Consider the following 25239-nt stretch of genomic DNA (forward strand, 5'->3'; position numbering starts at 1 on the left):
ATGACGCAAGACAACCTGATCGAAGTGCGCGACCTCTCCGTCGAGTTCACCGCCGGTGAAACACCGCAGCGTGTGGTACAAGGCATCAATTTTGATATCAAGCGCGGGGAAACCCTGGCCCTGGTCGGTGAAAGCGGGTCTGGCAAGTCAGTGACCGCGCACTCGATCCTCAGGCTTCTGCCCTACCCGCTTGCACGCCATCCAAGCGGCAGCATTACCTATGGCGGGCAAGATTTACTGAGTCTGGACGAGAAAAAGCTGCGTCACATTCGTGGCAATCGCATTGCAATGATTTTTCAGGAGCCCATGACTTCATTGAATCCGCTGCACAGCATTGAAAAACAAATCAATGAAGTGCTAGGCATTCATAAGGGGCTAACAGGCAAGGCGGCCACACAGCGTACGCTGGAGCTTCTGGACCTGGTTGGCATCCCCGAGCCTCACAAGCGTCTCAAGGCTCTGCCTCACGAGCTCTCGGGTGGGCAGAGGCAGCGGGTGATGATCGCCATGGCCCTGGCCAATGAACCCGAGTTGCTGATCGCCGATGAGCCCACCACGGCGCTGGACGTCACGGTGCAGCTTAAAATTCTTGATCTGCTCAAGGATCTGCAAGCCCGCCTGGGCATGTCTCTGTTACTGATCAGTCACGATTTGAACCTTGTTCGACGAATTGCGCATCGAGTATGTGTCATGCAGCGCGGTTTAATCGTCGAACAAGCATCGTGCGAGCAGCTGTTCCGTTCGCCGCAGCATCCATACACTCGGGAACTGCTCAGTGCAGAGCCTAGCGGAGGCCCGGCCAACACCGTTGCCGGCCCGCCATTGCTGGAAGTCGAGGACCTGAAAGTATGGTTCCCGATCAAAAAAGGGCTGTTGCGCAAGACCGTTGACCACGTGAAAGCAGTCGATGGAATCAACTTCAGCCTGGCGCAGGGACAGACACTGGGCATTGTGGGTGAAAGTGGATCGGGCAAGTCGACGCTGGGCCTGGCCATTTTGCGCCTGATTGCCAGCAAGGGTTTGATCAGTTTTGAAGGCAAACGGCTAGACTGTCTGTCGCAGAAAGAAGTCAGGCCGCTGCGCCGCGAAATGCAGGTGGTGTTCCAGGATCCGTTTGGCAGTCTCAGCCCGCGCATGAGCGTCAGCGAGATTGTCGGTGAAGGGCTGCGCATCCACCGCATGGGCACAGAGGCAGAGCAGGAAATAGCAATTATTGAAGCCTTGCGAGAAGTAGGTCTGGATCCGGAAACCCGGCACCGTTACCCTCACGAGTTTTCGGGCGGACAACGGCAAAGAATCGCCATTGCCCGGGCACTGGTTTTGAAGCCGGAGTTGATTTTGCTGGACGAACCCACCTCAGCGTTGGATCGGACAGTGCAACGCCAGGTCGTTGAGCTGCTGCGCTCACTTCAAACCAGGCACAACCTGACATATTTGTTTATCAGCCATGACCTGGCTGTCGTCAAAGCGCTAAGCCACCAGTTGATGGTGGTCAAGCATGGCCAAGTGGTCGAACAGGGTGATGCGCAAAGTATCTTTGCCTCACCGCAACATCCATATACACAGCAGCTGCTGGAAGCCGCCTTTTTGGCACCAGTGGCTGTCGATTAACCTGATAGAGGAACAACACATGGGTTTTCTCACCGGTAAGCGCGTACTGATCGTTGGTGTCGCTAGCAAATTGTCCATCGCTTCTGGCATTGCTGCCGCCATGCATCGTGAAGGCGCTGAACTGGCTTTCACTTATCAGAACGAAAAGCTGAAAGGTCGTGTTGAAGAGTTCGCAGCAGGCTGGGGTTCCAACCCTGAACTGTGCTTCCCTTGCGACGTTGCCAGCGATGAAGAAATCGCCAAGGTATTCGAGGACCTGAGCAAGAAGTGGGACGGTCTGGACTGCATCGTTCACTCAGTAGGTTTCGCTCCTGGCGACCAACTGGATGGCGACTTCACTGACGCTACTACGCGTGAAGGCTTCCGCATCGCTCACGACATCAGCGCCTACAGCTTCGTAGCCCTGGCAAAAGCCGGTCGCCCGATGATGAAAGGCCGCAACGGCAGCCTGCTGACCCTGTCTTACCTGGGTGCAGAACGCACCATGCCTAACTACAACGTGATGGGTATGGCCAAAGCCAGCCTGGAAGCGGGCGTACGTTACCTGGCTGGCAGCCTCGGTCCGGAAGGCACTCGTGTTAACTGCGTATCGGCAGGTCCGATCCGCACCCTGGCCGCTTCGGGCATCAAGAACTTCCGCAAAATGCTGGCGGCCAACGAAGCACAGACTCCTCTGCGTCGTAACGTCACCATCGACGAAGTCGGCAATGCCGGCGCCTTCCTGTGCTCCGACCTGGCGTCGGGCATCAGCGGTGAAATCATGTACGTGGACGGTGGTTTCAACACTACCGCCATGGGCAGCCTCGAAGAGTAAATACTTCGTTGTAGCCGTTACTCAAAACGCCCGATGCATTGAATGCATCGGGCGTTTTTCATTTCGTGCACAGCCTTTAAAAACTGATGCCGAAACGGGTGGCCAATTCCTTTCGCCCATTGGGAGTCAACCCAAGTGCTCGACTGTCCAGATCCTGGACAACCCAATTGCGGGCAATGGACATTTGCAGGAAGGCGGCGCCCAGCGTGCCAGCCAGATGAGGACTGCGCATGCTCCAGTCCAGGCACCCGCAGGCAAAGCGACGACGCTGCGCCCGCAGCGCATCGATCTTTATACCAAGCCCCGTCATCGCCCTTTCACCGTCAGGCGTGAGTTGATACAGGCCGTCGTTGGACGCGGTCGATACAAGCCAGGCCGACTCGATGAAAAAGTCATGCAGGCGAACCGCCAGCGTCCCAGCCATGTGGTCGTAACAGGTTCTGGCAAACTGCAAACGATCGGGTGCCGTAGGCACAAACCGTGGAGTGGCTATCTTGCTGATAACCATCAGGGCTTCAATGGCCCGAGCCACATGGGCATCGGCCAGGCTGTAATAACGATGCCGCCCCTGCACATGCAGCTTGACCAGCCCGTCCTCTCTCAGCCGAGCCAAATGCGCACTGGCCGTGGATGTTCCCACCCCCGCAATCACAGCCAGCTCGGTACTGGTGCGCGCATGGCCATCCATCAGCGCGCAGAGCATCCTCGTCCTTGCCGGCTCAGCAATGGCCGCCGCAACCTGGGAGATATCGGAGTCATGACCTGGAACATCCATATTTCGCTCCTGAGCGAATTGCAGGAAGAGTGGATGCGAGAGATTACCCGTTCTTACTGACAAGGACGCTCTTAATGACTCCCTTCGAGGCTGCTACACACGCCGCCCCCTACCCTTATTACTCGCACTTGCGAGAAAAAACGGATCTTTTTTTCGATCCTGATCTTGGCCTGTGGGTCGCCTGCGGAGCTGCAGCAGTGGAGGCAATCCTGCAACAGCCGGATTGCCGGGTACGGCCCGAGCATGAGCCGGTTCCGCGAGCCATCGCCCAAGGTCCGGCCGGGGACGTATTCGCCAGATTGATGCGCATGAACGAGGGAGCGCGCCAGCAATGCCCAAGAGCCGCGATCGAGCCTGCTCTGATGGCAGTGCCTGTACAGAACGTCGAAACACTCGTGTGCAGCCTTGTAGGCCGTGCAGACCTCGGCGCCGAGAGCCTGAACGGCTTAATGTTCAGCCTGCCAGTTTCAGTGCTCGCAGCCATGATGGGGTTTCAAGCCGCCCAGCTACCCAGCGTCGCCAGCCTGACCAGGGATTTTGTCGCTTGCCTTTCGCCATTGAGCAATGCCTGCCAACTGCGCAGCGCGGACGATGCCGCCACCCGGTTAAGCCAGATGCTGAACGCGCTGCTCAACGGCCAACAGCCTAAAAGCGACTTCCTTGCAGATATATGCCGGGCCTGCACAGCCAGCAACTGGCAAGACCAAGATGCACTGATCGCCAACCTGATCGGTGTGCTATCCCAGACTTGCGAAGCAGGCGCCGGATTGATCGGCAACACGCTTGTTGCACTTCAACAACAACCCGGGTTGCTCGAGGAGGTAACCCGCACTCCGACACAGATTAACGAGCTGGTTGCAGAGGTTGCGCGCTTCGACTCTCCAGTACAGAACACTCGGCGCTTCGTGACCAGGCAATGCACCATTGGCGATAGCGTCTTGCACGCCGGGGATACGGTTCTGCTGTTGCTGGCCTCGGCCAACAGGGACCCACACTCGAATCCAGACCCCGACCGCTTTTTGCTCAGGCGAACTCATCGAAAAATCTACAGTTTTGGCCACGCAAGACATCAGTGCCCCGGTCAGCAATTAGCGCTGACTATTGCGGCTCAAAGCATTTTGGCATTGCTGCAACAACCGGCTACCTCACTGATACCGCAATTGCGCTGGAGTTACCTCCCTTCGCTCAATGGCCGAATCCCCGCATGGAGCAATCCCTTGGAGCCTGAACAATGATTGCCGTGATTTTTGAAGCCTGGCCGCACGACCAGCACTACCAGCGTTACCTCAACCTTGCAGGAGAACTCAAACCCCTGCTTGCAGAGTTGGAGGGTTTTATTTCCATTGAGCGTTACCAAAGCCTGAGCGAACCGGGAAAACTGCTGTCATTGTCATTCTGGCGCGACGAAGAGGCTATCCAGAAGTGGCGTACGCTGGAGCAGCATCGAATGGCCCAATCCGAAGGTCGGGTACAGGTATTCAACGACTATCACGTGCGTATCGCCCATGTAGTGCGCGATTACACCCTTGACCAGCGATCCCAGGCTCCAGTCGATAGTCAACACGCCCACCCTGAGTGAATCCTTACGACAATCGCCAATCACCGCCCATAAAAAATGGCCACTCACTGAGCGGCCATTTTTAGTGAAGCGGGATAAACGCCTAGTAGCGCTCTACCTTGGCTTCGTTTTCCAACTGCTTGCGGTAGGCAGCAAAGTCTTGCTGGCCAACACGGGAAGCGAGGAAGCGACGGTACGACGCCTTCTCTTCTTCAGTCGGTGCAACAGCATCGTTAACACCATTCAAACGCAAGACCATGACACCACCATCAGCCAAGGTCACGCTGCCAAACGTCGGCTTGTCCTTAGATGCTGGCTTGGGCATGCGGAACACAGCTTGCAACACGGCCGGATCAATACCTTCCTGGCCACGGGCAACAGCTTCCTGAACCTTCCAGGACTGACCATCAATTGGCTGGTTCAACGGCAGTTTGCCATCGCGCAGTTCCTTGATGATTTCTTCAGCTCTGGTTTTGGCAGCAGCGCTGGCGTGTTCTTTCACCAATTGCGCGCGAATGCTTGAAGCAACAGCTTCAAGAGGCAACTGCTCTGGCTTGCGGTGCTCCTTGACGCGCAACACAACTACGGTCTCAGGATCGAGTTCGATAGCCGTGCTGTTCGCACCTTCATCCATCACTTCGGTACTGAATGCGGCTTGAATCACAGCACGATTGGCTGCTATGCCTTCGCCACCCTCACGACCAAATGGCGCAGAGGTATGCACAGTCAGCTTCAGCTCTTGAGCAGGCTGAACCAAATCGGAGGCTTCAAACGCAGAGTCTTCCAATTGCTTGGTCGCATCTACAAAGCGGCGCTCGACCTGCTGGGTTTTCAAGTCATGGGTCAGCTTGTCTTTCAGGCTGGCAAAGCTCGGCACTTCAGGTGCTTCGACGCCCAGCAGCTTGATCAGGTGATAACCAAAAGTGGTCCGCACCGGTTCCGAAACCTGGTCTTGCTTCAATGCATAAACTGCAGTTTCAAACACAGGATCGTAGACACCTTGACCTGCAAAGCCCAGATCACCGCCATTGGCGGCCGAACCCGGATCCTGGGAAAACTCCTTGGCCAGAGCCTCAAAGCTTTCACCTTTGGCCAGACGCTTCTGAATATCGGCGATCTTGGCTTTGGCCTGCTCGTCGCTGACCTTGTCGTTGACTTCGATCAGGATATGCGCAGCTCGACGCTGCTCAGCCAGGTTGGCGATTTCTTTTTGATACAGCGCTTGCAGCTCATCGTCTTTAACGGCTACCTGGTCAAAGAAAGAGGATTTCTTCAACTCGATGTAATCGATTACGACCTGATCAGGCGTCATGAACTCTTTGGCGTGCTCGTCGTAGTAAGCCTTGATTTCGTCATCGCTCAATTTCACCGCAGCCGGGTCGGCCTTGATGTTCAGAGAAGCGAAATCACGGGTTTGTTTTTCGAGACGGGCAAAAGCGTTCACCTGTTCATCGGTCACAAAACCGCTACCTGCCAAACCGGCACGCAGCTGACCAATCAACATTTCCTGGCCCAGCATGTCGCGGAACTGAAGACGGCCGTAACCCAGTTGACGAATGACCTGATCGAAACGCTCAGGACTGAATTTGCCATCTTCCTGAAACTCAGGGGTCATCAGGATGACTTGATCCAGGGCAGCTTCAGAGAACGAAAACTTCGCTTCTTTAGCGCCTTGAAGCAACAGCTTGCGATCGATCAGCCCTTTGAGGGCCGCTTCACGCAGCATTTTTTCATCCAGCAACGAAGAGTCGAAATCCTTGCCCAACTGCTGCAGCAGCTGACGACGTTGCATGTCGACGGCTTGGCTCAGCTCAACTTGAGTGACTTCTTCACCGTTAACCTTGGCGGCATCCTGGCTGGTAGAGGTGGCTTGAAAAATGGCATCGAAACCGGTCAACGCCATCAACGCGACGATGACACCGATGATGGTCTTGGCAATCCAGCCTTGTGAATTGTCCCTGATATTTTGCAGCATGCTTCCCCCAGAAACGGTCTTGCATAATGAGCAACCGTGGAGCGTGGGTAGAGTCCGGATAGAAGAAAGGCGCATCCGAGGATGCGCCTTCTCGTAACTGGCGGAGCGGACCGGGCTCGAACCCGCGACCCCCGGCGTGACAAGACGATGTTGCCATCGATTGCACTACCGCTCCGCTGCCAAGCCTGGCGTGCGCCTGACCCGGTTGGGTAAAAAGTGTTACAGAAACTTAGTTAACCGCTTCTTTCAGTGCTTTACCGGCTTTGAAGCCTGGTTTTTTAGCAGCAGGAATTTCCAGCGTTTTACCGGTCTGTGGGTTACGACCAATACGAGCAGGACGATCGGTTACAGAGAAAGTACCAAAACCAACCAGTACCACAGAGTCGCCAGCCTTAAGAGCGCCAGTGACGGATTCGATTACTGCGTCCAGCGCACGGCCAGCTGCAGCTTTCGGGATATCAGCAGATGCAGCGATAGCATCAATCAGTTCCGACTTGTTCACTCTAAGTCCCCTTATATCTATCTGAGTATGTTTCTAAAGTTTTTTGGTAAAAGCAAAACGACTGCTGAAGCACTTACGGACACTTATAGAGCCGCTTTATAACAAGGGCTCTAAAAAGCGTCAAGAAAGCCCATCAGGCGAATCCGTATTAATGCGTGCTAATTCTTTCCTTAGAGTCAGACTCTCGTTTGTCGTCCTTGGCAACAATCTCGGGAGCCACATCCGGCAAGGGCTCCGGGGCGTATTGCAGCGCAATTTGCAGGACCTCGTCAATCCATTTAACTGGTTTAATCTGAAGATCCTGTTTGATGTTGTCAGGAATTTCCTTCAAATCACGTACGTTTTCTTCAGGAATAATTACAGTTTTGATCCCACCACGGTGAGCTGCAAGTAATTTTTCTTTCAGACCGCCAATCGCCAGCACCTGACCACGAAGGGTAATTTCACCCGTCATTGCAACATCGGCACGTACCGGAATCAGGGTCAATGCAGAGACAAGAGCCGTACACATTCCTACACCGGCACTAGGACCATCTTTAGGCGTAGCGCCTTCCGGCATGTGAATGTGAATATCGCGTTTTTCGTGGAAATCCAACGGGATACCCAGGCTTTTAGCACGGCTACGCACTACCGTAAGTGCAGCCGTGATCGACTCAACCATCACATCGCCCAGCGAACCCGTTTTGATCAGTTGACCCTTGCCAGGAACAACTGCCGCTTCAATAGTCAACAACTCGCCACCAACCTGCGTCCAAGCCAGACCGGTCACTTGACCAATTTGATCCTGAACTTCAGCCAAACCGTAGCTGAATTTTCTTACACCCAAAAAGTGCTCAAGCAGCTCTGGAGTCACAGTGACAGCAAAGCGTTTTTCCATTGCATGCTCTTTGACCGCCTTGCGGCAGATCTTCGCAATTTGACGCTCCAGGCCCCGCACACCGGCTTCACGAGTGTAGTAACGAATAATGTCGCGGATAGCTTCGTTATCGAACGCCAGCTCGCCTTTCTTCAAACCGTTGGCTTCGATCTGTTTCGGGGCCAGATATTTGACAGCGATGTTGATCTTTTCGTCTTCGGTGTAGCCAGGCAGACGAATGACTTCCATCCGGTCCAGCAAAGCTGGCGGGATATTCATCGAGTTGGACGTACACAGGAACATCACATCGGACAGGTCGTAATCGACTTCGAGGTAATGATCGTTGAAATTATGGTTTTGCTCCGGGTCTAGCACCTCAAGCAAAGCCGAAGCCGGATCGCCGCGCATGTCACTGCCCATCTTGTCGATTTCATCGAGCAGGAACAGAGGGTTGCGCACGCCAACCTTGGTCATCTTTTGAATCAATCTTCCTGGCATCGAACCGATATAAGTACGGCGATGACCACGAATTTCCGCCTCGTCACGCACACCACCCAAGGCCATACGTACGAATTTACGGTTTGTCGCGTGGGCGATGGACTCAGCAAGTGAGGTTTTACCTACACCTGGAGGACCCACCAGACATAGAACGGGACCACGAATTTTTTTCACACGCTTTTGCACGGCGAGATATTCGAGGATCCGCTCTTTGACTTCGTCCAGACCGTAGTGGTCTGCGTCCAAAATGTCTTCAGCGCGCTTCAGGTCAAGACGCACCTTGCTCTGAGCCTTCCACGGCACCTGTACCAGCCAGTCGATGTAGGAGCGCACTACAGTGGCTTCAGCAGACATTGGCGACATTTGCTTGAGCTTGTTCAGCTCAGCCTGAGCCTTGGCCATTGCATCTTTGGGCAAGCCGGCAGCATCGATACGCTTTTTAAGCTCTTCAATTTCATTGTGACCTTCGTCACCATCACCCAGCTCTTTTTGAATGGCCTTCATCTGCTCATTCAGGTAGTACTCGCGCTGGCTGCGCTCCATCTGCTTTTTGACACGGCCACGGATGCGTTTTTCAACTTGCAGCAAGTCGATCTCGGCATCCAGCAACGCAAGAACGTGCTCAACCCGGGCCTGAAGGTCGACAATTTCAAGAATCTCCTGCTTCTGTTCGATCTTGAGCGCCATGTGGGCGGCCATCGTATCGACCAGACGGCTTGGTTCATCAATGCTGTTAAGCGATGACAGAACCTCAGCCGGGACCTTTTTGCCCAACTGCACATATTGTTCAAACTGCGAGAGCAGGCTGCGAACAAAAACCTCGGATTCACGATCCGGGGCAGCCACTTCATCAATCAAGGAGACTTCAGCGCTCAGATAACCATCTGCCTGGCCGAAATGCTCAACAGCACCGCGCTGCTCACCTTCCACTAGCACCTTGACAGTACCGTCCGGAAGCTTGAGCAGTTGCAGAACGGTAGCAATGGTACCGACACGATAGAGAGCATCTTCGCCCGGATCATCGTCAGCAGGGTTTTTTTGAGCTAACAGCAAAATCTGCTTGTCGCCCGTCATCGCAGCCTCAAGGGCCTCGATCGATTTCTCGCGTCCCACGAACAGTGGGATCACCATGTGCGGATAAACCACAACATCGCGCAATGGCAGGAGAGGCAATTCGATGGTTGTCTTCATGATTTCGCCTCTACGGCGGCCATAAGGCCGTAATCAGATGGAAGTAAGCTTGAAGCCAAGATGGGGGCAGTCTTGAAAAAAAACAAGCGTTGAACAACAGGAAAAACAAAGGGGCCCGCAGGCCCCTTTTTTAACACGCTATGTGTAATGCCCAGCATTACCTTTACGCGTCAGGTGCAACCTTGGCAGTCGCTTCGTTGTTTTCATAAATCAACAACGGCTTGGACTTGCCTTCTATAACGCTTTCATCGATCACCACTTTACTCACCTCAGATTGCGAGGGGATTTCGTACATGGTGTCGAGCAGTACGCCTTCAAGAATCGAACGCAGGCCACGGGCGCCAGTCTTGCGCTCAAGCGCGCGCTTGGCCACAGCTTTTAAGGCATCAGCACGGAACTCGAGATCAACACCTTCCATCTCGAACAGCTTCGCGTACTGCTTGGTCAATGCGTTCTTGGGCTCGGTCAGAATCTGCATCAAAGCAGTTTCGTCCAGTTCATCAAGTGTCGCCAGAACAGGCAGACGACCCACGAATTCCGGGATCAGACCAAACTTGACCAAATCATCAGGTTCGACTTCACGCAGGGATTCGCCAACCTTCTTGCCCTCTTCCTTGCTGCGAACTTCAGCGCTGAAGCCGATGCCGCCACGAGTCGAGCGAGCCTGTACAACCTTTTCCAGACCCGAGAATGCACCACCACAGATGAACAGGATATTGCGGGTATCAACCTGCAAGAACTCTTGCTGTGGGTGCTTACGACCACCTTGAGGGGGAACGGAAGCCACAGTGCCTTCAATTAGCTTGAGCAAGGCCTGCTGGACACCTTCACCGGAAACATCACGGGTAATCGAAGGGTTGTCAGATTTGCGCGAAATCTTGTCGATTTCATCGATGTAGACAATACCCATTTGGGCTTTCTCTACGTCGTAATCGCATTTCTGCAGCAGCTTCTGAATGATGTTCTCAACGTCTTCACCCACGTAACCAGCTTCAGTCAGCGTGGTCGCGTCAGCAATAGTGAAAGGCACATTCAGCAGACGAGCCAAGGTTTCTGCCAGCAAGGTTTTACCCGAGCCGGTTGGGCCGATCAGCAAAATGTTGCTCTTGCCGAGTTCGACGTCGTCGTTCTTTTTGTCACGCTGGTTAAGGCGCTTGTAGTGGTTGTAAACCGCTACAGCCAAAACCTTTTTGGCACGTTCCTGACCAATAACGTATTGATCAAGGATGCCGCTGATTTCTTTTGGCGAAGGTAATTTATGCGCGCTGCTCTCGGCCTGGGCTTCCTGCACCTCCTCACGGATGATGTCATTGCACAGGTCAACGCATTCGTCGCAGATAAAGACCGAGGGGCCGGCAATCAATTTGCGCACTTCATGCTGGCTTTTGCCACAGAAGGAGCAATAGAGCAATTTGCCGTTGTCCTCGCCGTTGCGGGTGTCAGTCATTCGATCGATCCAAATCCGATAGGCTTGCAACACAAGATGAAGGCAACTGCGGGCTTTTTCAAGCCCGCAGGTGGTCGGTTAACCCAACCACCCACATTTGAGCTGCTTAAGCGGGCATTTGACGCTTGCTGAACACAGAGTCGATCAAACCGTATTCGGTTGCACGCTCGGCGCTCATGAAGTTGTCACGCTCAGTGTCACGCTCGATGGTTTCGAGAGTCTGACCCGTGTGGTGAGCCAGTAGCGAGTTCAAACGATGACGGATGTTAAGGATTTCCTTGGCATGAATGTCGATATCCGACGCCTGCCCCTGGAAACCGCCCAGTGGCTGGTGAATCATCATGCGCGAGTTAGGCAGGCAGTGACGCTTACCCGGTGCGCCACCGGCCAACAGGAAGGCACCCATGCTGCAGGCCTGACCGATGCAGATGGTCGACACATCAGGTTTGATGAATTGCATGGTGTCGTAGATCGACATGCCTGCAGTCACTGAACCACCTGGGGAGTTGATGTAAAGATGGATGTCCTTGTCCGGGTTCTCGGCTTCAAGGAAAAGCAGCTGCGCAGCTACCAGGTTGGCCATGTAGTCTTCTACAGGACCGACGAGGAAGATGATTCGCTCCTTGAGCAGGCGCGAGTAGATGTCATAGGCGCGCTCGCCACGGGCGGACTGCTCGACAACCATCGGGACCAGGCCGCCAGCGGCGTGGATATCAGAGTTCTGCTGAATATAAGAATTGCGGGACATGTCCGGCAGTCACTCCCAAATAGTCTTGTCTGGATACGCATAAGCCAGCTCGAGGCTGGCTTATGGTTGTGTTTTCTAACGAGTCAGAAATCAGTCGGCTTGTGGAGCTTCCACCGGCTTGACAGCTTCTTCGTAAGAGACCGCTTTATCGGTCACCTTAGCCTTCTGCAGAACAGTATCCACAACTTGCTCTTCCAGCACAACCGAACGAACCTCGTTCAATTGAGCGTCATTTTTGTAGTACCAAGCTACAACCTGCTCTGGCTCCTGGTAGGCGGAAGCCATTTCCTGAATCATTTCGCGAACGCGATCTTCGTCAGGCTTGAGGTCGAACTGCTTGACCACTTCAGCCACGATCAGACCCAGAACTACGCGACGGCTGGCTTGCTCTTCGAACAGCTCAGCTGGCAGTTGATCAGGCTTGATGTTGCCGCCGAACTGCTGAACAGCCTGCACACGCAGACGATCAACTTCGTTGGACAGCAGGGATTTAGGCACTTCGATCGGGTTGGCAGCCAACAGACCGTCCATTACCTGATTCTTGACCTTGGACTTGATAGCCTGACGCAGCTCACGCTCCATGTTCTTGCGAACTTCGGCGCGGAAACCTTCCAGACCTGTTTCCTTGATACCGAATTGAGCGAAGAACTCTTCGTTCAGCTCAGGCAGCTTAGGCTCGGAAACAGTGTTCACAGTCACGGTGAACTCAGCTTCTTTGCCGGCCAGGTCCAGGTTTTGGTAGTCAGCAGGGAAAGTCAGCTTCAGAACGCGCTCTTCGCCAGCTTTAGCGCCAACCAGGCCTTCTTCGAAGCCAGGAATCATGCGACCCGAACCTAGAACCAGCTGAGTACCGGTGGCGGAACCACCAGCGAATACTTCGCCGTCAACCTTGCCAACGAAATCGATGTTCAGTTGATCATCGTTCTGGGCAGCACGGTCAGTCACTTCAAAACGGGTGTTCTGCTTGCGCAGCACGTCCAGCATTTTGTCCAGGTCGGCATCAGCCACTTCGGCGCTCAGGCGCTCGATAGCGATAGTGTCCAGACCAGTTACTTCGAATTCAGGGAACACTTCGAAAGTAGCAACGTATTCCAGATCCTTGCCTTTTTCGAAGACTTTAGGCTCAACCGAAGGTGCGCCAGCCGGGTTTAGCTTCTGCTCAACCACTGCTTCGTAGAAAGAAGCCTGGATCACATTACCCAGAGCTTCTTGACGCGCATCAGCTTCGTAACGCTGACGGATCACGCTCATTGGCACTTTGCCTGGACGGAAGCCCGGGATCTTGGCCTTTTGGGCAGTCTGTTGCAGACGCTTGTTGACTTCAGCCTCAATACGCTCAGCTGGCACGCCAATGGTCATGCGACGCTCAAGAGCGGAAGTATTTTCAACAGAAACTTGCATGGATATTCCTCGTTGCACAGACGTTAGCCGGCCGTTTCCGACCCCATAATCAAGGGCATGCATTCTAGTGGGTCAAACTCAAGAAGTCACCCTACCGCAAACACCCTTGGAAACAGCCGGCAGAAATTAAGTAAATACGGCCATCTGCTTCGCCTTCTATATAGATAGAAGCGCGCATCAGGCAGGACCCAATGCTTCACCGAAGGCACTTTTCGCAGACGACCACACAGTTCGACAAAAGCCGGGTGCAAACAACACACAGCCCTTGCTGAGTAACTGGCGATATCGGACACCCTTTGGAGCCGCCCCAATCTGCGCGCATTGTCACACAAATTGCAGAGGACGCTAAGCATGCGGGAAATGAGGCGCTACAGGGGACCCACACATCCGTTTCTCAAACTGCAGATACAAAAAAACGCCAGACTATTAATCTGGCGTTTTCTTTAAATATGGGGTGGACGAAGGGGATCGAACCCTCGACAACGGGAGTCACAATCCCGTGCTCTACCAACTGAGCTACGCCCACCATATTGCGTTACAGCACTGCCAGCCCTAAAGAACAAGCAGTCAAACAAAAGAAAAAAGCCGCTACAAGCGGCTTTGTTCAAATTTGGTGCGGACGGAGAGACTCGAACTCTCACACCTTGCGGCGCTGGAACCTAAATCCAGTGTGTCTACCAATTCCACCACATCCGCATTTCAAACTTTTAAAGCAAAGACGCCAGACGATTAATCTGGCGGCTTTCTAAATATGGGGTGGACGAAGGGGATCGAACCCTCGACAACGGGAGTCACAATCCCGTGCTCTACCAACTGAGCTACGCCCACCATATTGCCTGTACTGCTTACTTGTGCCAAAGCTGCCTAATGGCGCACCCGGCAGGACTCGAACCTGCGACCATCCGCTTAGAAGGCGGATGCTCTATCCAGCTGAGCTACGGGCGCCTTGTTAGCCTGTATTCTTTGACGACTACAAACCAAGTGCTTTCAGTATCACCAAGCTGAACAACAACTTCGCTCTACCTTCTTAACCAGTGCTAGGCTGTGCCCGACAAGTGCGACGAATGTTATAGGTGAGCCTGAAAGTCGTCAACTCTTTTTTAAAAAAAGTTTAGAAATATAAAGGAGTTAGGGCAATAAACAGACCAGGCGCCTTTGCCCTCGAGCCACGGCATGCGAGAATGCACGTCCTTTTTCCACCCTTTACGATGGTTAATCACGCGTAATGACTGCACAACTAATCGACGGTAAAGCGATTGCCGCCAGCCTGCGCCAGCAGATTGCCAAACGTGTCGCCGAGCGTCACGAGCAAGGCCTGCGCACCCCTGGTCTGGCGGTGATCCTGGTCGGCAGCGATCCTGCTTCCCAGGTTTATGTTTCGCACAAGCGTAAAGACTGCGAAGAGGTAGGCTTTCTTTCCCAAGCCTATGACCTGCCTTCTGACACTACCCAGCAAGCGCTGACCGATCTGATCGACCGTCTTAATGACGACGCGAACATCGACGGCATTCTGCTGCAACTGCCTCTACCTGCCCACTTGGATGCATCCAAGCTGCTGGAGCGCATTCGCCCGGACAAAGATGTCGACGGTTTCCACCCTTATAACGTCGGTCGCCTGGCCCAACGGATCCCACTGCTGCGCCCATGCACCCCCAAAGGCATCATGGCCCTGCTCGAAAGCACCGGCCAGGATCTGTACGGAATGGACGCCGTGATTGTCGGAGCATCCAACATCGTTGGCCGCCCAATGGCCATGGAGCTGTTGCTGGCTGGCTGCACCGTGACCGTGACCCACCGCTTCACCAAGGATCTGGCCGGCCACGTTGGCCGTGCTGACCTGGTGGTCGTGGCTGCCGGTAAACCTGGCCTGGTCAAGGGCGAGTGGATCAAGGAAGGCGCCATCGTGATCGACGTTGGCATCAACCGCCAGGCGGATGGCAAACTGGTTGGTGATGTAGTTTACGAGACCGCCCTACCCCGCGCTGGCTGGATCACCCCAGTCCCAGGGGGCGTAGGCCCGATGACTCGCGCCTGCCTGCTTGAAAACACTCTGTACGCAGCTGAAACATTGCACAGCTAAATGTTCAACCTGCTACAAAAACAACGGCACCTTCGGGTGCCGTTGTTATTGGCGCCACCAAACGCCGGACAAACAAAAGCCCGCACGAGGCGGGCCTTTGTTCACACAACAAGCAACCTAGTCAGCCAAGCGCCAGGTCGTCCCGCCTTTACCGTCTTCCAGCACAACACCCATTGCAGCGAGCTGATCACGAATCCGATCCGACTCTGCCCAGTCCTTACCGGCACGGGCCGCCAAACGCGCGGCGATCAAGGCATCCACCTGGGCTGCATCGACCTTGCCTTCAGCGCCAGCCTGCAAGAAATCATCAGCCTCGAGCTGCAAGACACCCAGCACATCAGCCAACTGCTTGAGGCGCGCCGCCAAACCAGCCGCAGCTTGCAGATCGGTTTCGCGCAACCGGTTGATCTCGCGAACCATCTCGAACAGCACCGCACAGGCTTCCGGCGTACCGAAGTCGTCGTTCATCACCTGGGTAAAGCGCTCAACGAATGCCTCACCACCGGCCGGAGCCACCTTCGGCAAGCCTTTGAGCGCATTATAGAAACGATCAAGGGCTGCTTTCGCATCCTTTAGGTTGTCTTCGGAATAGTTGATCGAGCTACGGTAATGGCTCGATACCAACAGATAACGCACCACTTCTGGATGATATTTCTCCAGGACGTCGCGAATGGTGAAGAAGTTGTTCAAGGATTTGGACATCTTCTCGCCATTAATGCGAATCATCCCGCAGTGCATCCAGGCATTGGCGTAGGTCTTGCCGGTTGCCGCTTCGCTTTGGGCAATTTCGTTTTCATGGTGCGGAAACTCAAGGTCGCTGCCGCCGCCATGAATATCGAAGGTCTCACCCAGGCAGCAGGTGGACATCACCGAGCACTCGATGTGCCAGCCCGGACGACCCGCCCCCCACGGCGACTCCCAGCTCGGCTCGCCAGGCTTGACGCCTTTCCAGAGCACGAAGTCCAGCGGATCATCCTTGGCTTCGTCGACTTCGATACGCGCACCGATGCGCAGGTCTTCGATTTTCTTGCGCGACAGCTTGCCGTACCCCATGAACTTGGCGACGCGGTAATACACATCGCCATTGCCCGGGGCGTAGGCGTAGCCCTTGTCAATCAAGGTCTGGATCATTGCATGCATGCCAGGGATGTGATCCGTGGCCCGGGGCTCCATATCCGGCTTGAGGATATTGAGCCGCGCTTCATCTTCATGCATCGCCTGGATCATGCGCTCGGTCAGCGCCTCAAACGGCTCGCCGTTTTCACGAGCACGATTGATGATCTTGTCTTCAATGTCCGTGATGTTGCGCACATAGGTCAGGTTGTAGCCGCTGAAACGCAACCAGCGGGTCACCAGATCGAAGGCGATCATGCTGCGGCCATGACCAATGTGGCAGTAGTCGTACACGGTCATACCGCACACGTACATGCGCACATTGTTGCCGTCCAGCGGCTTGAAAACTTCTTTGCTCTTGGTGAGCGTGTTGTAGATCGTAAGCACGGCTTATTCCTTCAAAACTTGATCACTGGCCCCACGAATCACGCAAGGTCACGGTACGGTTGAATACCGGGCGACCAGGTTTCGAGTCCTTGATATCCGCGCAGAAGTAACCTTCGCGCTCGAACTGGAAACGGTCTTCCGGCTGTGCATTGCCCAGCGAGGGTTCAGCACGACAACCGGTAAGCACCTGCAGCGAGTCAGGGTTGATGTTTTCCAGGAAGCCGGCACCGTCTTCAGCCTTTTCAGGGTTTGGCGAGCGGAACAGACGATCATACAAACGCACTTCACATTCGACACTGGCTGCCGCCGGCACCCAATGCACAACACCTTTGACCTTGCGACCTTCCGGGTTTTTACCCAGGGTTTCAGGGTCGTACGAGCAATGCAGTTCGACGATGTTGCCATCGGCGTCCTTGATTGCTTCGTCAGCACGAATCACATAGCTGCCGCGCAAACGTACTTCGCCCGCGGGCTCAAGACGCTTGTAGCCTTTTGGCGGTTCTTCCATGAAGTCATCACGATCGATGTAGATCTCACGGGCGAAAGGCAGTACCCGCACACCCATGTCTTCTTTCGGGTGGCAAGGCAGCTCAAGGTTTTCGACCTTGTCTTGCGGGTAGTTGGTGATGATGACTTTCAGCGGACGCAATACACACATGGCACGCGGTGCGCTGTGGTCCAGGTCGTCACGGATGCTGAACTCCAGCATGCCGAAGTCAACCACGCCGTCAGAACGGTTGGTGCCGACCATGTCGCAGAAGTTGCGGATCGATTTAGGCGTGTAACCACGACGACGGAAACCCGACAGCGTGGACATGCGCGGGTCATCCCAGCCATTGACGTGCTTTTCATCAACCAGTTGCTTGAGCTTGCGCTTGCTGGTGATGGTGTAGTTCAGGTTCAGACGGCTGAACTCGTACTGACGCGGGCGCGCAGGCACTGGCAGGCTGTCGAGGAACCACTCATACAACGGGCGATGGCTTTCGAATTCCAGGGTGCAAATCGAATGGGTGATCCCTTCGATGGCGTCCGACTGACCGTGGGTGAAGTCATAGTTCGGGTAGATGCACCACTTGTCACCGGTCTGGTGGTGATGGGCGTGACGGATGCGGTACATGATCGGGTCGCGCAAGTTCATGTTCGGCGAAGCCATGTCGATCTTGGCTCGCAGTACGCACTTGCCGTCCTCGAACTCACCGGCCGTCATGCGGGCGAACAGGTCCAGGTTCTCTTCGACGCTGCGGTCGCGGAACGGGCTGTTCTTGCCCGGCTCGGTCAGGCTGCCGCGGTATTCCTTGGCCTGCTCTGGCGTCAGGTCGCAGACGTAGGCCTTACCTTCTTTAATCAGGTAAATCGCCCACTCGTGCAACTGATCGAAATATTGCGAGGCATAGCGCACTTCGCCGGACCATTCAAAGCCCAGCCACTTCACGTCGCTTTCGATCGCGTCGATGTATTCCTGGTCTTCCTTGGCCGGGTTGGTGTCGTCAAAACGCAAATGCGTAACGCCACCGAACTCCTGAGCCAGCCCAAAGTTCACACAAATGGACTTGGCGTGACCAATGTGCAGATAGCCGTTGGGCTCCGGCGGGAAGCGGGTCACGATCTGTGTGCATTTACCCGAGTCAAGGTCCGCCTGAACGATTGGACGCAGGAAATTGGCCGGGACAGCAGGGCCAGCCTTTGGATTCAGAGTGGGGTCGACAGTGGGCTTGCTCATAGGATCCTTGAACGTAACAGGGTGCGCGGCCTGGGTCGGCCGACTAAATCAAAGCGCCTATCATAGCCGATGCCGTCAAGTCACCGACAGAGCAGGTGCTCAATCAAACCGATTGAAATGCCGGCTTTTAGTCCCCATATGGGAAAAACACCATCGAAATGCCGCGTGAGCACGCTAAACTCCGCCCGCGGCTGTATCTACCCAGCCAGCCTGGGGGATTGAGGTGTGTCACCGCGCCCGGGCCCGACGAATTCTCTGATAGAGCGATAACGACCATGACCAAAGTAAAACTGAGTACCAACCACGGCGACATCGTGATCGAGCTGAACGCTGAAAAAGCACCGATCACCGTTGCTAACTTCATCGAATACGTTAAAGCCGGCCACTACGAAAACACTGTGTTCCACCGTGTAATCGGCAACTTCATGGTCCAGGGCGGCGGTTTCGAGCCCGGCATGAAAGAAAAGAAAGACAAGCGCCCAAGCATCCAGAACGAAGCTGATAACGGCCTGCCAAACGAGAAGTACACCGTGGCCATGGCTCGCACCATGGAGCCGCATTCGGCTTCCGCCCAGTTCTTCATCAACGTGGCTGATAACAGCTTCCTGAACCACAGCGGCAAAACCGCTCAGGGTTGGGGCTATGCCGTATTCGGTAAAGTCGTTGAAGGCCAGGACGTTGTAGACAAGATCAAAGGTGTTGCCACCACTTCCAAAGCCGGTCATCAAGACGTGCCTAAAGAAGACGTGATCGTCGAGAAAGCAGAGATCATTGAGTGATACTGCTGATTTCAGACTTGCATCTGGAAGAGGAGCGCCCGGACATAACCCGGGCGTTTCTGGATTTCCTGACCGGGCGTGCGCGCTCGGCTCAGGCGCTATACATTCTGGGTGATTTTTTCGAAGCCTGGATTGGCGACGATGCGATGACACCTTATCAGCGCTCGATCTGTGAAGCGCTGCGAACACTGAGCGATACCGGCACCAAGATTTTTCTGATGCACGGCAACCGCGACTTTTTGCTTGGCCAGGCCTTTTGTAAAGCGGCTGGCTGCACCCTGATCAAAGACCCCAGCGTTGTCGACTTTTATGGCGAGCCGGTTTTATTGATGCACGGCGACAGCCTGTGCACTCGCGACGAAGCCTACATGCGCCTGCGACGCTACCTGCGCAACCCCATCACCTTATGGGTCCTGCGCCATCTGCCCTTGGGCACGCGGCATAAACTGGCACGCAAGCTGCGCAGCGAGAGCCGCGCCCAAACCCGCATGAAAGCCAATGACATCGTCGACGTGACCGCCGAAGAAATCCCCCGGATCATGGCGCACTTTGGCGTACATACCTTGATTCACGGCCATACCCACCGCCCCGCGATCCACAAACTGCTGGTCAACGAACACGCAGCCAAACGCATCGTGCTCGGTGACTGGGATCGCCAGGGCTGGGTTCTGCAAGTGGACGAGCAAGGCATGCAACTGTCGCCGTTTGATTTTGCACCGCCTCCCTCACAATAAACCCGTGGGAGCGAGCCTGCTCGCGAAGGTTTCTGCGCAGTATCACAGATAAAACGCATGGCAACTCTCGCGAGCAGGCTCATTCCCACAAGGGGTTTGCAGGGCTCCAGATTTAATGCCCGCTCGTCGCCGGCCCCGCCTTGGCCGCAAACGGCGGCTTGGCCAGCCATACCAGCAAAATCAACCCCATAAACAGCCAGCCCATCATGGTGAAGTAGTCCACGGTGGAGAACATATACGCCTGACTGGTCAGAATCTGATCCATCTGAGCGTAGGCCGGTGTACTGGCGCCCCCCAGGCTTTCCAGGGTATGCCGTGTCACCGGATCATAGGCACTAATGCTTTCACTCATGTAGGCATGATGCTGATCCGCCCTGCGAATCCAGATCCATGTGGTCAAGGAAGCGGCAAAGCTGCCCCCCAGGGTCCGCAAGAACGTCGCCAGCCCGGCTCCGTCGGCGATCTGATGCGGTGGTAAATCCGACATCAAAATGGTCAACGTCGGCATAAAGAACAACGCCACGCCAATCCCCATGAACAACTGCACCATCGCGATATGCTGGAAGTCCACCTCATTGGTGAAGTCAGCACGCATAAAGCAACTCAGCCCGATGGCCAGAAACGCCAGGCCGGCCAGCAAGCGCAAGTCGAATTTATTCGCATACTTGCCCACGAACGGCGACATCAACACCGGCAAGATCCCGATCGGTGCCACCGCCAACCCCGCCCAGGTCGCTGTATAGCCCATCTGCGTCTGCAGCCATTGCGGCAAAATCAAGTTGATACCGAAGAACCCGGCATACCCCAACACCAGCACAATGGTGCCGATGCGAAAGTTACGGTGGGCAAACAGGCGCAAGTTGACGATCGGATGCTTGTCCGTCATTTCCCAAATAATGAAAGCCGCCAGCGCCACCACTGATAACGCACTACCCAACAGGATGAAATTGGACTCGAACCAGTCCAGATCATTGCCTTTGTCGAGCACGATCTGCAGCGCACCCACACCAATGATCAGGGTAATCAACCCTACATAGTCCATCGGCTGGCGGGTGATCACCACCGGGCGCGCCTTCAGTTGCTGGCGAACCACCATCACCGCAAAAATGCCGATCGGTATATTAATGAAGAAAATCCACGGCCAACTGTAACTGTCCGTGATCCAGCCACCCAAAATGGGACCCGCAATGGGCGCGACCACCGTGACCATCGCCAGCAATGCCAATGCCATCCCCCGTTTCGCAGGCGGATACACCGCAATCAACAGGGTTTGAGTCATGGGATACAGCGGCCCGGCCACCAGCCCTTGCAACACGCGAAACCCGACCAGCTCAGGCATCGAAGTCGAAATACCGCACAAAAACGAGGCCAGCACGAACAGGATTGTGGCCCACAAAAACAGCTTCACTTCGCCAAAACGGCGGCTCAGCCAGCCAGTGAGGGGCAAGGCAATCGCGTTACTGACTGCGAAGGACGTAATCACCCACGTGCCCTGCTCCGAACTCACCCCAAGGTTGCCGGAGATGGTGGGCAAGGCAACGTTGGCGATGGTGGTGTCGAGCACCTGCATAAAGGTCGCCAGCGATAGACCAATAGTGGCCATTACCAGGCTGGGAGGGGTAAAAGACGCGTTTGTACTCATCGCAAATCCTTTAAAACCGGGGATGCAGCCCCGCCACTTCGGCGAGGCTCATGGATTGGCGAATCAACGCTGAGCGGCCATATCGGCTGTCGCAGCGCTGTTGCTGTTAATCAAACGCGTAATCAGTGCTTCAGCATCTGCCAACTGCTGCGCATACACATTGGTACTGAACGAGGCTTTTTGCGGTGGTTGCTGAGCCAGTACCGGGCCGGTCTGGTCACGCAGGTCCACATCAACGGTTGTAGACAAACCGACGCGCAATGGATGCTCAGCCAGCTCATCGGCATTGATATGGATACGCACTGGTACACGCTGCACGATCTTGATCCAGTTACCCGTCGCATTTTGCGCGGGCAACAGGGCGAATGCGCTGCCAGTACCGGCACCAATGCTGTCGATGGTGCCGCTGTATTTCACGCTGCTGCCATAGATATCAGATTCAATATCCACCGGCTGACCGATGCGCATTTTATGCAACTGGGTTTCCTTGAAGTTGGCATCAATCCACAGCTGATTGAGCGGAATGACCGCCATTAGCGCAGTGCCCGGCTGAACCCGCTGGCCCAACTGAACCGTACGCTTGGCCACATATCCGGTGACCGGAGCAATCAAGGTGGAGCGGGCGTTTGCCAGGTAAGCCTGACGCAACTGCGCAGCAGCAGCCTTCACATCCGGGTGGTTGGCCACCGATGTGTTATCGACCAACGCACTCGTGGTATCGAGTTTTTGCTCAGCATTGCGCAAGGCGCTTTGTGCCGAAGACAGATCATCCCGGGCATGGGACAGCTCTTCCTGGGAGATGGCCCCGCCAGCCGCAAGACTTTTACGACGGTTGTAGTTGTCCTGGTTCTTTTGCACTTCGACTTTCTGCGCAGCCACCTGGGCCTTCATGCCCTTCACATCACTGAACAGACCACGCACCTGACGTACGGTACGAGCCAGATTGGCCTCGGCGCTCTGCAGCCCAACCTGCGCGTCGCTTGGGTCGAAGTTCAGCAAGACCTGGCCCTCATGAACCAGATCGCCATCGTCGGCACCAATACTCACCACCGTACCGGTGACAAGAGGCGTGATCTCAACCACATTGCCGTTTACATAGGCATCGTCGGTGCTTTCACTCCAGCGACCGTACAGCTCTTCCCAGGCCCAGACGCCCAACCCGACCAAGATGACCAGAACCGCCAGGCCACTCAGCAAGAGCTTGCGTTTACGCTGATTGCCAGCGTCCTGGGTGTGTTGCGTTTCATTCGGTGTTTGCACAGTGGCCATGACGATTACCTAAATTATTCTGCCGACGAGGACTTGAGAGGGAACGGCTTCAGCCGTATTGCCGGGCTCAAATCCACCGCCCAGGGCTTGCATCAATTGGATCGAAAGATCGATCTGCTCGGCATTCAGGTCCGCCAGCTGGCGCTGGGCCTGAAGCAATTGCTGCTCAATGCTGAGCACGTCCAGGTAGTTACCGACACCCGAGCCATAGCGCTGCAACACGGTGTTGAACGAGTCCTGGGCGATATCGGTTGCCCGTTGCTGGGCGTTGATTTGCTGCCCAACGGCACCTAGCTGAACGAGGGTGTCACTGACATCGCCCAGGGCGCCCACCAATATTTTGTTGTACTGCGCGACAGCCAGATCGTACTTGGCGTCCTCGCTATCCAGCCCTGCACGCAGGCGGCCACCATCAAAGATCGGCAGCGAAATGGCCGGTGCGATAGTGAGGAAGCGACTGGCAGACCCGAACAACGCTTCACCCAACAGCGACTGAGTACCTGCCGCCGCACTCAAGTTGAGATTGGGATAAAAGCGCGTCTTGGCCGCAGCAATATTCTTGCTCGCCGCCTCCACTCGCCAGCGCGCCGCCACCAGATCCGGACGACGACCCAGCAACTCAGCAGGCAGGGCACTTGGCAACGCCACAGCGCTCGGCGCCAGAATTTTCGGACGCGCGATATCAATGCCGCGATCCGGCCCCTTGCCTAACAACACCGCCAGCGCGATGCGCGCGCTTTTGAGTTGTTTTTCAGCGCTGATCAACTGCTCTTGAGAACTGGCCTCGAGGCTTTCGGTTTGCTGAAACTGGTAATGGCTGTCGATGCCGGCTTGCAGACGACGCTTGCTCAGGTCGAGCAATTTCCCGGTACGCTCCAGGTCATCCTTGGCCAAGTCACGGACGATAAAGGCATGCCCGAGGCTGCTGTAACCCCGGGCTACATCGGCGGCCAGGGTCAGGCTCGCGGCCCGGCTGTCAACTTCGGCCGCACGGGCCTCGCCCAACGCTGCTTCCCAGGCGTCACGCTGACCGCCCCACAAATCGAACGTGTAATTAAACGTCAGACTGGCATCACGCAGGGTGTCGTATCGACCGCCCTGCCCACTCGGATCTTGAGAGCGCGACAGGCGTGAACGCGAGACATCGGCTTCGGCATCCAGCGTCGGCATACGTGCGGCATTGGCCGCACCGGCCGCGGCAGTCGCCTGATGCGCACGGGCGCTGGCTATTTGCATGTCCGGGCTGTCGCGCAAGGCTTCCTGAATCAAGCCGTCCAGCTGAACGTCCCCCAGACGCTTCCACCAGTCTTTTTCAGGCCAGGCTGCCGGGGTAACCGTGACGCCATTGAGCGATTGAGCAGCCTTGAGGTTTTTCGCTTCCTCACTCACGCCCACGGTGTTTAAGCCGCTATAGCTGGCGCAACCGGCCAACACCATCGACGTAAATACCAGGCTAAGGCCTGTACGCAGCGTTTTGTGGCTCATTTTTCACCTAAGCGCATGACAGTGATCGGATCACCAGCTGCCAAGAGTATTTTCTTGAGGATCTGTTCCAGACTTTGCAGCTCTTGCGGGCTAATGGCGCTTGCCAGCTGATTCATTGCATCGGCGCCAATCTTCGGCAATTGGTTGGCCAGGGCCTGGCCGTCGTCGGTCAACACCAACCTGACCTGTCGCCGATCGGCTTCGGAGCGCTGGCGCATCAACAGCTTTTTTTGCTCGAGGCGATCAAGCATGCGAGTCATGGACCCACTGTCCAGCGACAGATGGCGGCAGAGCTCGGCCGGGGTATCAACGTCGAACTGGGCCATGATAATCAGCACCTTGAACTGCGCCGCCGTAATGCCATATGGCTCCATATGACGATCGATGATCCGGTCCTTGAGCATGGCCGTACGCCCGAGGAGCATGCCCAGGGTGCAATTTTGGAAGTTATCGGGATGGAAATGTTTCATCAAGGCACCAGGAAGCTGCCTAGGCAGTAATGTTTCTAAATATTACTGTCTAGGCAGCTAATGTCAAGACGACAATTAGGTACCTATCTATCTGGCTGTTTGTACCGTTAAGATTTTCGTAGCAGCTGCCGAAGGAACGAGGCTGCGTCCGGCGTAATGCGGCACCCCGACGTAGCCGTCGTAA

20 protein-coding genes and 4 tRNA genes are annotated in these 25239 nt (G+C 55.3%); 7 read left to right on the forward strand and 17 right to left on the reverse strand.

The window, feature by feature from the left end; translation table 11 throughout:
- A complete protein-coding gene (locus RGV06_RS07560) occupies positions 1–1611 on the forward strand; it encodes an ABC transporter ATP-binding protein (protein ID WP_048351708.1) in 1611 nt (536 codons plus the stop codon).
- Positions 1612–1630: 19 nt separating this feature from the next.
- Positions 1631–2425 (forward strand): enoyl-ACP reductase FabI, encoded by a 795-nt coding sequence (fabI, locus tag RGV06_RS07565; protein WP_016782317.1) that lies wholly within the window; start codon positions 1631–1633, stop codon positions 2423–2425.
- A gap of 76 nt (positions 2426–2501) precedes the next feature.
- On the opposite strand, the gene RGV06_RS07570 is transcribed toward fabI, so the two are convergent.
- Positions 2502–3200, reverse strand: a complete 699-nt coding sequence (locus RGV06_RS07570; RefSeq protein ID WP_198821073.1) for an ArsR/SmtB family transcription factor — start codon at positions 3198–3200, stop codon at positions 2502–2504.
- A 74-nt stretch (positions 3201–3274) separates the two neighbouring features.
- Here RGV06_RS07570 and RGV06_RS07575 point away from each other — a divergent pair, with 74 nt between their 5' ends.
- A complete protein-coding gene (locus RGV06_RS07575) occupies positions 3275–4435 on the forward strand; it encodes a cytochrome P450 (RefSeq protein ID WP_322149748.1) in 1161 nt (386 codons plus the stop codon).
- On the forward strand, positions 4432–4779 hold the full coding sequence (locus tag RGV06_RS07580) for an antibiotic biosynthesis monooxygenase family protein (RefSeq protein WP_046809724.1): 348 nt from the start codon (positions 4432–4434) through the stop codon (positions 4777–4779). The genes RGV06_RS07575 and RGV06_RS07580 overlap by 4 nt, the downstream gene beginning before the upstream one ends.
- A gap of 82 nt (positions 4780–4861) precedes the next feature.
- Here RGV06_RS07580 and RGV06_RS07585 read toward each other — a convergent pair whose 3' ends face one another.
- From RGV06_RS07585 to RGV06_RS07630, 10 genes are all read right to left on the reverse strand, one after another.
- The gene (locus RGV06_RS07585) at positions 4862–6733 is read right to left on the reverse strand and encodes a SurA N-terminal domain-containing protein (protein ID WP_322149749.1); all 1872 of its coding nucleotides are present in this window, start codon (positions 6731–6733) and stop codon (positions 4862–4864) included.
- A 229-nt stretch (positions 6734–6962) separates the two neighbouring features.
- A complete protein-coding gene (locus RGV06_RS07590) occupies positions 6963–7235 on the reverse strand; it encodes an HU family DNA-binding protein (protein WP_016782315.1) in 273 nt (90 codons plus the stop codon).
- A 148-nt stretch (positions 7236–7383) separates the two neighbouring features.
- The gene (gene lon, locus RGV06_RS07595) at positions 7384–9780 is read right to left on the reverse strand and encodes an endopeptidase La (RefSeq protein WP_046809722.1); all 2397 of its coding nucleotides are present in this window, start codon (positions 9778–9780) and stop codon (positions 7384–7386) included.
- 163 nt (positions 9781–9943) lie between these two features.
- Positions 9944–11227: an ATP-dependent Clp protease ATP-binding subunit ClpX gene (clpX, locus tag RGV06_RS07600; protein WP_046809721.1), complete on the reverse strand. Its 1284-nt coding sequence runs from the start codon at positions 11225–11227 to the stop codon at positions 9944–9946.
- Between the two features lie 106 nt (positions 11228–11333).
- On the reverse strand, positions 11334–11975 hold the full coding sequence (gene clpP / locus RGV06_RS07605; protein ID WP_016782312.1) for an ATP-dependent Clp endopeptidase proteolytic subunit ClpP: 642 nt from the start codon (positions 11973–11975) through the stop codon (positions 11334–11336).
- A 90-nt stretch (positions 11976–12065) separates the two neighbouring features.
- Positions 12066–13376, reverse strand: a complete 1311-nt coding sequence (tig, locus tag RGV06_RS07610) for a trigger factor (protein ID WP_046809720.1) — start codon at positions 13374–13376, stop codon at positions 12066–12068.
- A 450-nt stretch (positions 13377–13826) separates the two neighbouring features.
- Positions 13827–13902 (reverse strand) — tRNA-His (locus RGV06_RS07615).
- Positions 13903–13987: 85 nt separating this feature from the next.
- Positions 13988–14072, reverse strand: a tRNA-Leu gene (locus tag RGV06_RS07620).
- 56 nt (positions 14073–14128) lie between these two features.
- Positions 14129–14204: transfer RNA gene (locus RGV06_RS07625), tRNA-His, on the reverse strand.
- Between the two features lie 40 nt (positions 14205–14244).
- Positions 14245–14321: transfer RNA gene (locus RGV06_RS07630), tRNA-Arg, on the reverse strand.
- Positions 14322–14601: 280 nt separating this feature from the next.
- On the opposite strand from RGV06_RS07630, the gene folD reads away from it, so the two are divergent.
- Entirely contained in the window at positions 14602–15456 is an 855-nt protein-coding gene (gene folD, locus RGV06_RS07635) for a bifunctional methylenetetrahydrofolate dehydrogenase/methenyltetrahydrofolate cyclohydrolase FolD (protein ID WP_019823166.1), read from the forward strand.
- 117 nt (positions 15457–15573) lie between these two features.
- Here folD and cysS read toward each other — a convergent pair whose 3' ends face one another.
- Positions 15574–16956, reverse strand: a complete 1383-nt coding sequence (gene cysS / locus RGV06_RS07640) for a cysteine--tRNA ligase (protein ID WP_046809719.1) — start codon at positions 16954–16956, stop codon at positions 15574–15576.
- 22 nt (positions 16957–16978) lie between these two features.
- Entirely contained in the window at positions 16979–18676 is a 1698-nt protein-coding gene (locus tag RGV06_RS07645) for a glutamine--tRNA ligase/YqeY domain fusion protein (RefSeq protein WP_019823169.1), read from the reverse strand.
- Positions 18677–18951: 275 nt separating this feature from the next.
- Between RGV06_RS07645 and RGV06_RS07650 the strand changes: the two genes are divergently transcribed.
- Positions 18952–19455, forward strand: coding sequence for a peptidylprolyl isomerase (locus RGV06_RS07650; protein ID WP_019823171.1), 504 nt, complete (start codon positions 18952–18954; stop codon positions 19453–19455).
- The gene (gene lpxH, locus RGV06_RS07655; protein ID WP_322149752.1) at positions 19452–20189 is read left to right on the forward strand and encodes a UDP-2,3-diacylglucosamine diphosphatase; all 738 of its coding nucleotides are present in this window, start codon (positions 19452–19454) and stop codon (positions 20187–20189) included. Before RGV06_RS07650 ends, lpxH begins: the two co-directional genes overlap by 4 nt.
- A 112-nt stretch (positions 20190–20301) precedes the next feature.
- Here lpxH and RGV06_RS07660 read toward each other — a convergent pair whose 3' ends face one another.
- From RGV06_RS07660 to RGV06_RS07675, 4 genes are all read right to left on the reverse strand, one after another.
- Positions 20302–21831: a DHA2 family efflux MFS transporter permease subunit gene (locus tag RGV06_RS07660; protein WP_019823174.1), complete on the reverse strand. Its 1530-nt coding sequence runs from the start codon at positions 21829–21831 to the stop codon at positions 20302–20304.
- 63 nt (positions 21832–21894) lie between these two features.
- A complete protein-coding gene (locus RGV06_RS07665) occupies positions 21895–23100 on the reverse strand; it encodes an efflux RND transporter periplasmic adaptor subunit (RefSeq protein ID WP_322149753.1) in 1206 nt (401 codons plus the stop codon).
- Positions 23101–23109: 9 nt separating this feature from the next.
- On the reverse strand, positions 23110–24585 hold the full coding sequence (locus RGV06_RS07670; protein WP_322149754.1) for an efflux transporter outer membrane subunit: 1476 nt from the start codon (positions 24583–24585) through the stop codon (positions 23110–23112).
- Positions 24582–25055 (reverse strand): MarR family winged helix-turn-helix transcriptional regulator, encoded by a 474-nt coding sequence (locus RGV06_RS07675; protein WP_019823177.1) that lies wholly within the window; start codon positions 25053–25055, stop codon positions 24582–24584. The genes RGV06_RS07670 and RGV06_RS07675 overlap by 4 nt, the downstream gene beginning before the upstream one ends.
- Positions 25056–25239 lie beyond the last annotated feature (184 nt).

Origin of the sequence: Pseudomonas sp. CCI3.1, from assembly GCF_034313985.1 — a bacterium.
Taxonomy (GTDB): domain Bacteria; phylum Pseudomonadota; class Gammaproteobacteria; order Pseudomonadales; family Pseudomonadaceae; genus Aquipseudomonas; species Aquipseudomonas psychrophila.

Coding starts and splice junctions, on each gene's coding strand:
- RGV06_RS07560 (WP_048351708.1), top strand. CDS start 1: ATGACGCAAGACAACCTGATCGAAGTGCGCGACCTCTCCGTCGAGTTC.
- fabI (WP_016782317.1), top strand. CDS start 1,631: ATGGGTTTTCTCACCGGTAAGCGCGTACTGATCGTTGGTGTCGCTAGC.
- RGV06_RS07570 (WP_198821073.1), bottom strand. CDS start 3,200: ATGGATGTTCCAGGTCATGACTCCGATATCTCCCAGGTTGCGGCGGCC.
- RGV06_RS07575 (WP_322149748.1), top strand. CDS start 3,275: ATGACTCCCTTCGAGGCTGCTACACACGCCGCCCCCTACCCTTATTAC.
- RGV06_RS07580 (WP_046809724.1), top strand. CDS start 4,432: ATGATTGCCGTGATTTTTGAAGCCTGGCCGCACGACCAGCACTACCAG.
- RGV06_RS07585 (WP_322149749.1), bottom strand. CDS start 6,733: ATGCTGCAAAATATCAGGGACAATTCACAAGGCTGGATTGCCAAGACC.
- lon (WP_046809722.1), bottom strand. CDS start 9,780: ATGAAGACAACCATCGAATTGCCTCTCCTGCCATTGCGCGATGTTGTG.
- clpX (WP_046809721.1), bottom strand. CDS start 11,227: ATGACTGACACCCGCAACGGCGAGGACAACGGCAAATTGCTCTATTGC.
- clpP (WP_016782312.1), bottom strand. CDS start 11,975: ATGTCCCGCAATTCTTATATTCAGCAGAACTCTGATATCCACGCCGCT.
- tig (WP_046809720.1), bottom strand. CDS start 13,376: ATGCAAGTTTCTGTTGAAAATACTTCCGCTCTTGAGCGTCGCATGACC.
- folD (WP_019823166.1), top strand. CDS start 14,602: ATGACTGCACAACTAATCGACGGTAAAGCGATTGCCGCCAGCCTGCGC.
- RGV06_RS07645 (WP_019823169.1), bottom strand. CDS start 18,676: ATGAGCAAGCCCACTGTCGACCCCACTCTGAATCCAAAGGCTGGCCCT.
- RGV06_RS07650 (WP_019823171.1), top strand. CDS start 18,952: ATGACCAAAGTAAAACTGAGTACCAACCACGGCGACATCGTGATCGAG.
- RGV06_RS07660 (WP_019823174.1), bottom strand. CDS start 21,831: ATGAGTACAAACGCGTCTTTTACCCCTCCCAGCCTGGTAATGGCCACT.
- RGV06_RS07665 (WP_322149753.1), bottom strand. CDS start 23,100: ATGGCCACTGTGCAAACACCGAATGAAACGCAACACACCCAGGACGCT.
- RGV06_RS07670 (WP_322149754.1), bottom strand. CDS start 24,585: ATGAGCCACAAAACGCTGCGTACAGGCCTTAGCCTGGTATTTACGTCG.
- RGV06_RS07675 (WP_019823177.1), bottom strand. CDS start 25,055: ATGAAACATTTCCATCCCGATAACTTCCAAAATTGCACCCTGGGCATG.